This is a genomic window from Lysinibacillus sp. NPDC098008 (assembly GCF_044760715.1).
Taxonomy (GTDB): Bacteria; Bacillota; Bacilli; order Bacillales_A; family Planococcaceae; genus Lysinibacillus.
Map to the genome: position 1 here is coordinate 85,555 of NZ_JBIWBA010000001.1, position 12,688 is coordinate 98,242.

At 39.6% G+C, this 12,688-nt stretch carries 8 protein-coding genes and 2 pseudogenes; 1 reads left to right on the plus strand and 9 read right to left on the minus strand.

Annotated elements, in window-relative coordinates; genetic code table 11:
- Positions 1-7 precede the first annotated feature (7 nt).
- Positions 8-1,432 carry an aminotransferase-like domain-containing protein gene (locus ACIQVU_RS00435; RefSeq protein WP_340805975.1) on the minus strand — a complete coding sequence of 475 codons (1,425 nt, stop codon included), beginning with the start codon at positions 1,430-1,432 and terminating at the stop codon, positions 8-10.
- A 109-nt stretch (positions 1,433-1,541) separates the two neighbouring features.
- Here ACIQVU_RS00435 and ACIQVU_RS00440 point away from each other — a divergent pair, with 109 nt between their 5' ends.
- Positions 1,542-2,144 (plus strand): LysE/ArgO family amino acid transporter, encoded by a 603-nt coding sequence (locus ACIQVU_RS00440; RefSeq protein WP_340805977.1) that lies wholly within the window; start codon positions 1,542-1,544, stop codon positions 2,142-2,144.
- A gap of 39 nt (positions 2,145-2,183) precedes the next feature.
- On the opposite strand, the gene ACIQVU_RS00445 is transcribed toward ACIQVU_RS00440, so the two are convergent.
- The 8 genes and pseudogenes from ACIQVU_RS00445 to ACIQVU_RS00480 form a co-directional block, all read right to left on the minus strand.
- Entirely contained in the window at positions 2,184-3,143 is a 960-nt protein-coding gene (locus tag ACIQVU_RS00445; RefSeq protein WP_402893136.1) for a DUF3221 domain-containing protein, read from the minus strand.
- Positions 3,136-3,651: a sigma-70 family RNA polymerase sigma factor gene (locus ACIQVU_RS00450; protein WP_340805979.1), complete on the minus strand. Its 516-nt coding sequence runs from the start codon at positions 3,649-3,651 to the stop codon at positions 3,136-3,138. The genes ACIQVU_RS00445 and ACIQVU_RS00450 overlap by 8 nt, the downstream gene beginning before the upstream one ends.
- 115 nt (positions 3,652-3,766) lie before the next feature.
- Positions 3,767-5,290, minus strand: coding sequence for a DUF6612 family protein (locus ACIQVU_RS00455; RefSeq protein WP_402893139.1), 1,524 nt, complete (start codon positions 5,288-5,290; stop codon positions 3,767-3,769).
- Positions 5,291-5,475: 185 nt separating this feature from the next.
- Positions 5,476-8,181 (minus strand): aconitate hydratase AcnA, encoded by a 2,706-nt coding sequence (acnA, locus tag ACIQVU_RS00460; protein ID WP_340805982.1) that lies wholly within the window; start codon positions 8,179-8,181, stop codon positions 5,476-5,478.
- 398 nt (positions 8,182-8,579) lie between these two features.
- A pseudogene (locus ACIQVU_RS00465) lies at positions 8,580-9,050 on the minus strand (transposase); the annotation flags it as partial.
- 287 nt (positions 9,051-9,337) lie between these two features.
- Positions 9,338-9,784: a YkvA family protein gene (locus ACIQVU_RS00470; protein WP_340805984.1), complete on the minus strand. Its 447-nt coding sequence runs from the start codon at positions 9,782-9,784 to the stop codon at positions 9,338-9,340.
- A gap of 113 nt (positions 9,785-9,897) precedes the next feature.
- Positions 9,898-11,966, minus strand: a pseudogene (locus ACIQVU_RS00475) (catalase).
- 160 nt (positions 11,967-12,126) lie between these two features.
- Positions 12,127-12,603, minus strand: coding sequence for a GNAT family N-acetyltransferase (locus ACIQVU_RS00480; RefSeq protein WP_340805985.1), 477 nt, complete (start codon positions 12,601-12,603; stop codon positions 12,127-12,129).
- Positions 12,604-12,688 lie beyond the last annotated feature (85 nt).

The window sequence follows — 12,688 nt, forward strand, 5'->3', positions numbered from 1 at the left end:
GTGCTCCTCACCTGCTTTTTACATATGTATACAAAATAGCTAATCCCTCTCGCAATTCCTGATAGCTTGCATACGCATACGATAGTCGAATATGATGATGATCCTGAGGGTCATAAATATAGCCAGGATTGATTAAAACTTGTCGATGCAATAGCTTCATAAAAAATTCTTTATCGACAATCGGCTCATGAAATTTCAGCCAAATATAAAAGCCGCCCTTTGGTGTTTGCCAGCTTGCCATATTCTTAAATTTTTCCTGTAAAATCTGTTCAACGAAGTGGGCGCGTGCCTGTAATTGCTGACGTAAAGCAACGAGATGCTGCTCATATTTGCCTGATTGCAGCCAATGCAGCACAATTTCCTGTGAAATCGCACTAGAGCCATAGTCCGTCTGCATTTTAATATCGGCTAGTCGTTCGATAACAGTTGTTGGTCCAATTAGCCAGCCGATACGCAGCCCAGGGCTTAATGTTTTGGAAACACTGCCAATATATAAAACTTGTCCACTGCTATCCATTGCCTTAATGGGTTGTGCTGTCGCCTCGAACAGCAATTCATCATAAACAGCATCTTCTATAATAGGAATCCGCGCTGCCTGACATGCCTCATAAAGCGTCCTTTTTTCCTGTGCTGTCCAGACAGCGCCTGTTGGGTTATGTAAGGTTGGAATCGTATAAAACACAGCCTGCTTTTTTCGTTTGCGTTGCGATAATGTTTGGGCGAGCTGATGATCACGTTGCACACCCACCATTTGCATACCAACTGATTGAAAGGGATGAATCGAGTTTAAATAAGAGGTCGATTCCTGAAATACAATAGACCCTTGCTCTAACAAACCAACCGCAATTAACTGCAAAGCCTGAAGCGCGCCTGATACAATGCAGACGTTTTGAGGCTCGGCAGTAATACCTCTTTTTTGAACATGCTTACAAATAGCTGCACGAAGCTTGGCATTGCCCTGTGGTGATGAATAGCCGAGTGCTTTTGGCTGAAATAATAGCTCTTGCAGTGATGCTTCCATTTCCTTAATTGGCAGTAAGCTTGGTGCTAGCTCTCCTGTCCCTAAGCGAATCATATCATCACGCTGCTCATAGTCATTGATTAATTGAATCGTATGGTAATTGGGCTTATGGATGCTTGTTTCAATATAGGTTTGCCAATTAGGCTGTGTTTGTTGGATTAATGCATGCCAAGAATTATGTGTAACATAAATACCTGAGCCTACTTTTGCCTCAAGAATGCCCATTGCCTTTAATTCCTCCAAAGCCTGTTGAACCGTGCTGCGATTCACACCAAACTGTAGCGCTAGCTGTCGTTGCGTAGGTAGCTTTGTGCCTGCCACCCAATCGCCTCGTTCCACCTGTGCTGTTACCCATTGGATAATTTGCTGCTGCAATGTAGTATCACTTTGTCGATTTGGCTGCCAGCTCATATGCATCACCCTTCATCTCAAAAAATTGGATGGGTCAAAAGCCATCCAATTGGTCGTTTTCTTTTAGTTATACCATATCTACAATTAACAATGAAAGGAGGGATTGTTGTTGGAAGCATTTTTTCATGGAATGATTTTAGCATTTGGGCTTATTTTGCCATTAGGCGTACAAAATGTATTTGTTTTCTCTCAGGGTGCTACACAGCCCAATTTATTTCGCGCTCTGCCAGCAAGTATTACAGCTGCGATTTGCGATACAGTGCTTATTCTGCTTGCGGTATTCGGTCTGTCATTAATTGTCCTACAATTTGAATGGCTACGTATTTCCTTAATAGTTGTTGGTATTATGTTTTTACTTTATATAGGCTATACGATCTGGCGTGCAAATCCAGCCACAACAGATAACAATGAAGCATTGCCGATGAAAAAGCAAATTATCTTTGCGCTTTCGGTATCGTTATTGAATCCACACGCTATTTTAGATACAGTTGGTGTCATTGGGACAAGCGCATTAAAATATAACGGTGTAGAGCAGCTTATTTTCACTACTGCCTGTGTATTAATTTCTTGGCTATGGTTTTTTGGGCTTACGATTACAGGAGCATCCATTAAAAAATTGGATGGCTCTGGCAAGCTAATGCTTATTTTTAATAAATGCTCAGCCATTTTTATTTGGGCAACAGCACTCTATCTTGCGAGTGGTTTACGATAAAAAAGCTAGACATTCCATAATAGAATGTCTAGTCCACTATTATTTACCTTCTTCCACTATCCTTATCCCCAAGTTATCTTTAAAATCAATAAAAGCCTGAGAGCCATCGCCTGCAATTGTCTTGTTATGTTGCACCTCTACCCGATCACCAATGGATAATGTTTTAGGCGCATTGACCAAAGGAAACCATGTACCATTAGTATGCTTTTCCACAATTTCCTCTACGGACAATTTTGCGATATCACTTGGAAATGCACCTGATACGACTAAAAATTCATGCTCCTTTAACGCTACGACCATACCACTTCTTGTAAAAACCCATTGACCATCCTTCTCAGATATTTTATATTTCTCTCGCAAAGCGGTAATTTCCTGCTGATAATGCTGCTCCAAGTAGTTCATTGCCTCCTGTTCAACAAACCACCTACGAATCGGGTCACTTGTATTGGGATAATCAGCTTTCGTCACATCCCATAATAACTCGCCTGTAGCAATTTTATAGGCAATCGGCTTCAGATAGCTTTCGATAAATTCCTCCTGTGATAATTGCAGCATGGCTAAACGCTCACTCAGTGTCGGTGCACCCTCGTAAAATAGCGCCTTTAATTCTTCTAATTTCGTAGCTATCTGTTCCTGTGTGGGCACTAGCCCTTTTGATTGTGCATAGGCAAAGGAGGATTCGATAGAAAGGAAGCTATCAAAGCTAGTTTTATACAGACGATTTTTGCCATTCATTTCAGCATCGCTTTGTAACGATAGCTCTAATATTTTTTCATCCAGTATAGGTGCCAGCTGTGAAGCCTGCTGCTGGGCATCCCTGTATTGCATATAAATAAATAATCCAATACAAATGCTTATCACTGCTGTTAGTACACGATATTGCCAGCGTTTAGATGGTTTTTTGGCATGTCGTTGCTCCAAATGCTGTACAACATTTGCCATAACACGCTTCTTACTTGCAGATAAATCCCTGATTACCCTGACATCTACTTTACTCATGTATCAGCACCTCCCATTCAATATGCCGAAGCTTTGGCTTTAATAATTCTCGCCCACGACGTAGTCTTGTTTTTACTGTGCTCTCAGGAATTTGTAAGAGCGCTGCAATCTCCAAAACAGACAGTTCTTCAAAATAAAAATGAATAATTACTTCTCGCTGTTTCAATGGCAATGCAACAATGGCATTTTCAATCAATGTCTGTTCATCCTGCTGCACAAGCATATCTCTTCTTATCGTCGCTTGCTTTGAAAAAATTTTTTGCTGCACCTGTATTTTACGATAGGTCCAGCTACGTAAATAATCCTTGCTTTTATTAACAACTAGCTTCGATAAATAAGCTTTTAGCTCACCGCGCTCCTCATAGCTTTGTGCGTTGTTGTAAAACTTAATAAAAACCTCCTGCACAATATCCTCAGCGCTCTGTAAATCCCTGACATAATAAAAGGCTAAGCGAATTAATCTTTCTGTATGCCGCTCCATTATTTGCTCTAATTCATGTATTCGCAACCTTGCGCCCCCTTTCCACCCTATAAACGGTGCTCAGCAACTGGAGGTTTGTTTTTTTGTAAAGAAAAAAATAGGCTTACACCAATTTGGCATAAACCTACTTTTTCGTTATATCTTATTTGTTTGCTGTAACTTCTACTTTTTTGCTTTCTAATGCTGCTGTTGCTTCGCTTAAATCTAATTCTACAGCATTGTCAAGCACATCTTGTGGAATTGTAATTGTTGTAACAGCATTAAAATCATGGTACTTGATTGTTGATTGCTGTCTTGTTTTCATCGTATTGCCTTCTACTTGCATATTGATTGTCATGTCCATTGTGATTTCTTCTACATCAAATGTTTCTTTATTAATCACTAATGTATATGCAAGGTTATCGAAAGACATATTACCTAATTGTGCCTCTAGGTCAGCATCCATACCTAAGTCCATTGCACCAAGCTGCTGCTCCACAAGCTCCATAAATTTATCGCCAGCACCTTTTAATGTTAATTGATAATGGCTTGCTGTTTCCTCTAATGTAAACTCATCAGCAAATGCTTGTAGCATCTCTAATTGCTCCGTTGCATCTGGCTGCATGCCTGTTTGGCTCAGCGCATCCTCAAATAATTGACTTGGGAACTTCACCCAAGCTTGTTGATCTGCCTCATACATATACATGCCATCTTTAGCTGTCATATACATTTTAATTGGTAATTCAAACGCTTCACCACTTGTTGGGTCTGTGATTGCCATTGTACCTTCTGTAAAGAATTGCATTGGCTCTGTCACAATTTCCATGGACATATTGCCTTTAGAATCCATTGTCATTGTTTCCTGACCATCGCTTACTTCCACTGACTGCGATATTGTCATTGTTGCCTTCACGCTTTTTAGCTCTTGCTGCTTCGCTAATGTTTTGGCAAATACGTCTGCTAATACAGCTTCTTCAGTTGATGCCTCAGGTTGCTCCTCTTTTGGCTCCTCTGTTGTTGGCTCTTCTTCTGATTGTTCTTCTGTTGTTTCCTCCACTACAATCTCTTCTTCAGCTAAGCCTAATGCATTCACAATAAATGTTGCTAGTTGGCCGCGCGTTACATTTTTCTCTACACCAAATTCAGTTGCAGTAAGACCTTTTGCAATGCCTGCTTCATATAATGCTGTTACAGCATCTGCATATGGGCTATCTTGTGGTACATCTGCAAATGGACTTTCACCTTCTGCTGTTAAGCCTGTTGCCTGTGCAACCATCACTGCCATTTGACCGCGTGTAATTGTATCATTTGGACGGAATGTATCATCCTCATAACCTTGTACAACGCCAAGATTCACTAATGTAACGATAGCATCATAGTATGCGCTAGATGTAGCTACATCTTTAAAATTCGGGTTTTCTTCAGTTGCATCCGTTGTAAGCCCGAAAGCACCTGCAATCATTTTTGCCGCTTGACCACGTGTTACATCCTGTAATGGCTTAAATGTGCCATCTGGAAAACCGTTAATAATACCAGCTTCGTGTAATGCTGAAATACTACTAAAATGTGCATGGTCTTTGCTTACATCTGAAAATGAGTCAGCCGCTGAAGCAGGTACTACTGCTAAAGCTGTCACAGCCATTGCAGTTGTTGCTGCTGTGTAAAGCTTGTGTTTTTTCTTTGTCATAATTAATCGTCCCCCAATTATGTATATTTAAAAGGCTTACATTTCAATTTTATCTAAATCGCTGGGAAAATGCTATAAGTTTGGTAATTAATTTGAACTTAATATCCAAATAAGTTGATTTTTTGACAATTTGTCATAAAAAACAGCATGCTAGAAAAATCTAACATGCTGTTTGACAATTAATCTTATTCAGCTGCTTTTGCGCGTAGAACCATTTGTAGGATACCGCCATGACGGTAGTAGTCTACTTCTACTTCTGAATCGAAACGAGCTAAAGCTTGGAAAGTTTTCACTGTGCCGTCTTCAGATTTAGCAGTTACTGTTAATACTTCACGTGGTTTCACGTTATCTGTAATGTTAACAGAGATTTCTTCTTTACCAGTTAAGCCTAATGTATCAGCAGATTCACCTGGCATAAATTGTAATGGAAGAACACCCATCATTACTAGGTTAGAACGGTGGATACGCTCGTAAGATTGTGCGATAACAGTTTTCACGCCAAGTAGGAATGTACCTTTCGCAGCCCAGTCACGAGAAGAACCCATACCGTAGTCGTTACCAGCAAGTACCACTAAGCCAGTACCTTGCTCTTGGTATTTCATACATGCGTCATAGATGTACTCTACTTCGCCTGTTGGCCAGTAAGTAGTGAAGCCACCCTCTGTACCAGGAGCAATTTGGTTACGGATACGGATGTTTGCAAATGTACCACGCATCATTACTTCGTGGTTACCACGACGAGAACCATAAGAGTTGAAGTCACGGATTGCAACACCGTTTTCGATTAAATATTTACCTGCAGGTGTATCTTTACCGATTGCACCAGCTGGGGAAATATGGTCAGTTGTAATAGAGTCACCGAACTTCGCTAAAATGCGTAAGCCATCTAAGCCTTGAATTGCTTCTGGCTCTTTTGCAAGACCTTGGAAGAATGGTGGGTTTTGAATGTAAGTTGATTTGTCATCAAATGTATATAAAGATTCAGTTGATGTTTCAATTGCATTCCATTTTTCGTTCGCTGTGAATACTGTTTCGTATTCTTTTTGGAATAGCTCACGGTTAACAACAGTATTTAATACTGCGTTTACTTCGTCAGTTGATGGCCAAATATCAGCGAAGAATACATCGTTACCATCTTTATCTTTACCGAATGAATCTTTTTGTAGATCGATATCCACTGTACCAGCAAGTGCATAAGCAACAACAAGTGGTGGTGAAGCTAAATAGTTCGCTTTTACAAGTGGGTGTACACGACCTTCAAAGTTACGGTTACCAGAAAGTACAGATGTTACGAATAAGTCATTTGCTTTAATAGCATCTTCGATTTCAGGTAATAATGGACCTGAGTTACCGATACATGTTGTACAACCATAACCTACAGTGTTGAAACCAATTTGGTCAAGGTAAGATTGTAAACCTGAATCTTCAAGGTAACCAGTTACAACTTTAGAACCTGGTGCTAAAGAAGTTTTTACCCATTTAGGCACTGTTAGACCTTTTTCTACAGCTTTTTTCGCCACTAAGCCCGCAGCAATTAATACGTAAGGGTTAGATGTATTTGTACAAGAAGTGATCGCAGCGATTGCTACAGCACCTGTTGGGATTTCTACATCACCTTCAGCGAATTTCGCTACAGAAGTTTTTGCAAATTCATCTTCTGTTAAACCGAAACCTTGTGTACCTTGTGGTGCCACTACTGCTTCTTTGTAACGAGAACGCATTTGAGATAGTGGAATTAAGTCTTGTGGACGTTTTGGACCAGAAAGGTTTGGTTCGATTTCAGCTAAGTTTACTTCTAAAACATCTGTGTAAACTGGCTCTAATGTTGGATCAAAGAACATGTGGTTTGCTTTTAAGTAAGCTTCTACAACCGCGATATGCTCTTCATCACGACCAGTTAAACGCATGTAGTTTAATGATTCTTCGTCAATTGCGAAGTAACCACATGTAGCACCATATTCAGGAGCCATGTTTGAAATTGTTGCACGGTCAGCTAGTGGTAATTTAGATACGCCAGGTCCGAAGAACTCAACGAATTTACCAACTACGCCACGTTGACGTAATACTTGTGTTACTTTTAATGCTAAGTCAGTTGCAGTTGTTCCGTTTGGAAGATCGCCTACTAATTTAACACCGATAACTTCTGGGATTGGGAAGTATGAAGGCTGTCCAAGCATACCTGCTTCAGCTTCGATACCACCTACGCCCCATCCAAGAACGCCGATACCATTAATCATTGTTGTATGTGAGTCAGTACCTACTACTGAATCTGGGAATGTTTCAAATGTGCCATCAGCATTTTCGTTCACATGTACAACTGGAGCTAAATACTCTAAGTTTACTTGGTGAACAATACCTGTTGCTGGTGGTACAGCACGGAAGTTATTGTAAGCAGTTTGTGCCCATTTTAAGAAGTTATAACGCTCAGCATTACGTTCAAACTCAAGGTCCATGTTTGCTTGTAGTGCAGATGCATTACCATATTTGTCAACTTGTACTGAGTGGTCAATTACAAGGTCAACTGGAATAGCAGGGTTGATTTTGCTTGGGTCGCCGCCCATTTCCTTCATTGCAGAACGAAGAGATGCAAGGTCAACTACTACTGGTACACCAGTAAAGTCTTGTAATACAACGCGAGAAGGTTTGAATGGTACTTCAGCTTCTGGATCAGCACCATTACCCCATTTTGCTAGTTCATTTACGTGTTCTTCTTTGATTACATATGCATCATATTGACGTAACACAGATTCTAATAATACTTTAATTGAGTAAGGAAGGTTTGAAACTTTTGCAACGCCAGCTTTTTCAATCGCAGCTAAGTCATAGTAATTGTAAGTTTTACCATTCACTTCGAATGATGCACGGCTATTGTGTAAATTACCTTGTGCCATTTGCGGATCCCCCTAATATATCTTTTTGAAAAGGCTTTAAAAATATAGCATCTTTTCTCCAATACCCATCATAACGCATTTATATTCATAAGTAAATTACATTAATATTATCTTTTTTTATAAGTTTCCCTTATGACCAAGCATTCTATCCTGATGTTTTTAATGTTAAGATTGTTGATATAGCAAGGTTTTGTTTTCGTGGTGGTTTCTATACCTATGTATTGAAACGTATTTAAGGGTATCTAACTGTGGTACACTTTGCGGTACGAACTGCGGTACGTGGACTTTGTTAAAAAGTGTACCGCAGTTTGATAAATTAGACTAATTTAATGACCATATTAACAAAATATAGGAATTTTGGTATAGTTAATTATAGATCATACATAAAAAGGAGATTACTTATTATTCGCACTCGCTTTCACATGCGTAGAATCAATAAATAGATGGTCTGCATGGAGGAGTCCCTGATGCATAATTTCATTTAATATACGATAGAATATCTGTTCAAATAGATCGGTGTCTTGAAAGCGACGGGCATAATTTTTACCGAGGGTAGAGAAATGCGGGACTTCTGTATGGAAGCCAAATCCTAAAAACCAGCGATACGCCATATTCGTTTCAATTTCATTGATGGTTTGACGCATGGAGCGAATGCCAAAAACATATTGAATAAATGTCATTTTAAAGAGAACAACAGGATCAATACTAGGACGCCCATGAGGTGAATAGAGATGTTCTACTAAAGGATAGATAAATGAAAAATCAATAGCAGCCTCTAGTTTTCGCACTAAATGATCGTTGGGAACTAATTGATCAATCGTTAACATTTCTAATTGATCACGTTCATTGGTTTGATTCTTCGTCATCATGGTTGATCACCTCAAAAGTTTACTTTTCAACACCCCATGTAGATAGAGTACTTTATGTAGAAGTTGATTGGAACGAAGGGTGGCGACTCCTGCGGGAAAAGCGGGAAAGTCGAGATCCTGGACTGAGCGAAGCGAGGGAAGCAGCTCGACCCCGCCCGCGGAAAGCGTCCGCCCGTAGTGGAAATCAACGGCTTTACTTTATTTTATTGTAAAAGAAAAAAGACTGTAGGCAAACTCAAAATTCATCGAGTTTGTCTACAGTCTGAGCATCCTCTATATGAGAATGCTTACATGAGTTTATTGTCAATCTCTGATGTATCAACATCATCGCCAAACCAATCTGTTAGCTTTGTCTTTGCCTGCTGCTTGACATCTTCATCAATATACATCGCGACTTGTACAATCGCTGCCAAAAGTGCGCCAATATCATCAGCATAGCCTACACCTGCTGCCATATCAGGAATTAAGTCAAAGGGTAAAATAAAATAACCTAATGCGCCAATAATAATCGCTTTATCTTTCTTCGGCACTTCCTCTTTTTGTAGGACAAAATACAAAATTAATACGGCATAGACAACAGAGGAGCCTGCTTTTTTAGCATATTTCTTTATCTTGTGCCAAAGCCCGTCCTCAGAATAGTGCTTACTATGCTGTTGAAGTGCTTCTTCATTTATTGTAGCTAAATGATCTTCTGCGGATGCTTGTTGTTTATTCTTTTTCAATTTTTCTAACATGTATATCACCCCTCGTTACCCTTTATCTTATATTATTTTCAAGCTAGCTTCAAATATCATGGGGTTATACATCAATAGACAAAGTCAACAGTGCGACTTTGCCTATTATTCGTTCATCCAAGTGCATTGCTAGCAGGGTAAAGATAGCTTGGGCGGTTCCAGAAGCGCTGCTGAGCCATTGCATGAATAAAGCTTTTGGCGAAATCTGGACTACTATCATTGATAACCCCTACACTGTTATCAAATGTTAAATTTAACGGTTTTAGTACCGCTTCACCATTCTGCATTGTACCAATTGGTTTAAAGTGATTATAAATATTAACTGTGTATTTTTGAGCTTCATACGTAAAATAAGGCGTAATATTGCCGCTTCCTACAATTAAAACCCCATCATAGGTTAACGAAGAGCCTGTTAAAAAGCTATCATCTACTTCATATTGAACGCCCTCTGTTCCAGTTACTGTGCCTAATCGATCATGCACAATCACAATTTGCAGCTTTGCCTTAACCAATGTGTCTAATAATCTTTTCACGCTTGGGCCGTCAAACCCTTCCGCTAAGAACACCCCTACACGTAATGTATCAGGTACAAATGTAGTATTCATCAGACTTAACGCAGGTGAGGACTTTGTGACAGTGGATTCGGGTACATTCGGAACAGTTGTACCTAATTCCTTGGACACATTCCTTGCTAAATCATGGCTAATATGGGCGAGTACATTAACCATTTCCTGCCGCACAAATGGGCGACATTTGCCAAGCTCAAAGCAAAAAGCACCGATAATATGCTGCTTTTCCACATCGCTCATACTATTCCAAAACATTCTAGCTTGGGAGTAATGATCTTTAAAGGATGGGGCTGTTTTTCTTACCTTACGCCCTTCTACAGTCGATGGATAGGTTACAAAACCGCCCTGTGTACCCGGAACAGGAGAAGGTGTATTATTGGCAAGCCCATTACGATGATAGGAAACCTTTCCGCGATCAATAATTAGCCTTGATGCCCCATCGCGCTGGTTATTGGCAAATGGGCATACAGGTCTATTAATAGGGAGCTGTTGATGATTGGGGCCAAGACGTGCCTGTTGCGTATCTGTGTAGGAAAATAATCTGCCCTGAAGAAGAGGATCATTTGAAAAATCAATCCCTCTCACAATATTACCTGGATGGAATGCACACTTTGCTCCGTTTCTGCAAAGGCATTGTCCACATTACGATTAATGGTAATTTTGCCGATTTTCCGTAGCGGTACTTCTTCCTCTGGCCATAATTTTGTCGCATCTAATATATCAAAATCAAAGGCGAATTCATCTTCTTCCTTAATAATTTGAATCGCCAGCTCATACTCAGGGTAATTGCCATTTGCAATATTTGTCCATAAATCTCGACGATGATAATCTGCATCAGCACCAAGCTGTTGTGCTTCATCCCATATTAATGTATGCACACCTAACATTGGTTTGATATGGAACTTTACAAAGTGAGCAACCCCATCCTTATTGACTAAACGGAACGTATGCACACCAAAGCCTTCCATCGTTCTAAAGCTTTTAGGTATGGCTCGCCCAGTCATAATCCATAACGACATATGTGCCGTTTCTTTATTAGTCGCCATAAAATCCCAAAAAGTATCGTGGGCAGTTTGTCCTTGAGGATATTCATTATCAGGCTCAGGCTTCACAGAATGAATTAAATCGGGAAATTTAATAGCATCTTGGATAAAAAATACAGGCATATTAATAGCAACTAAATCAAAATTTCCTTCATCCGTATAAAACTTAATAGAAAAGCCCCTGACATCACGATTTGTTTCATTACAGCCTCTTGAGCCAACCACTTGTGAAAAACATACAAAAAGGGGTGTTTTTTTATTGGGGTCCTGCAAAAAATCAGCCATTGTGATATCCGATAAAGATTCATATAGCTGAAATTCTCCATGTGCACCATAGCCTCTTGCATGGACAACGCGCTCAGGAATACGCTCACGGTCAAAGTGCGCTAATTTCTCACGTGCAAGGAAGTCTTCAATCAACGTCGGACCGCGATCACCAGCGGTTAAACTATTTTCATCATCGGAAATCGGAATCCCTTCATTGGAGGTCATTTTTTTACCTTCCGTTTCATGAATAAATGGTTCTAATTGCTTACGCTTTTTATTGGAAGAATCAACGTTTTCATTCACGCTATTTCACACCTCATATCATTCATTATTCATTAAAAAGTATATACAAAGATATAAAATTATATTCTCGATACTTAGTAGTGCTCACCGTAGGAGCGCAAAATTTTAGCCAATACTAAAGGCTGTCTAGAAGAATGATTCCTCCAGACAGCCCCGTTTTTTATTCCAAAATTTTATAGAATAACACGCGATCTTGATTTTCCCCGCCATAGTTTGTATAGACGGACATCGTATCATCAATTATTTTATCACCTTTTTCCATTCTAAAGCCCATATTTGTATGAAAGGCAATGGATACCTTATTCGTTGGTGATGTTACACATTTCACAACATTGCGATTATATTGCTTCACGACATGGAAGAAAACATCATACAATCTTTTGGCAATATTCTGTTTTCGATAGTCAGGATGCACGCCTACAAAATGAATAAATGCTTCATTTGACTGTGACTGCGATAAAAACCCAACAAGAAAACCAATAATTTCGCCTTTATCTTCCATAATAAGACTAGTATTTGTGAAATGATCGAAAAATAATTTAGGCAGCTTACCTGACATATTTTGACCGCCCCACCACTCATTAATGAGTGGTGATAAAATTGCATAATCTGAACTTTGTAAACCACGAATATTCATCCTATCCCTCCTTCAATTGATTGGCTACGAAGGGTGAATTGTATCTACTTGCATGTCCCCCCATAAACACACTGCCAATAGCGTA

Excerpts from the sequence above, each read along its gene's own strand:
- ACIQVU_RS00435 (WP_340805975.1), bottom strand. The coding sequence starts at position 1,432 with ATGAGCTGGCAGCCAAATCGACAAAGTGATACTACATTGCAGCAGCAA.
- ACIQVU_RS00445 (WP_402893136.1), bottom strand. The coding sequence starts at position 3,143 with ATGAGTAAAGTAGATGTCAGGGTAATCAGGGATTTATCTGCAAGTAAG.
- ACIQVU_RS00455 (WP_402893139.1), bottom strand. The coding sequence starts at position 5,290 with ATGACAAAGAAAAAACACAAGCTTTACACAGCAGCAACAACTGCAATG.
- acnA (WP_340805982.1), bottom strand. The coding sequence starts at position 8,181 with ATGGCACAAGGTAATTTACACAATAGCCGTGCATCATTCGAAGTGAAT.
- ACIQVU_RS00470 (WP_340805984.1), bottom strand. The coding sequence starts at position 9,784 with ATGTTAGAAAAATTGAAAAAGAATAAACAACAAGCATCCGCAGAAGAT.
- ACIQVU_RS00480 (WP_340805985.1), bottom strand. The coding sequence starts at position 12,603 with ATGAATATTCGTGGTTTACAAAGTTCAGATTATGCAATTTTATCACCA.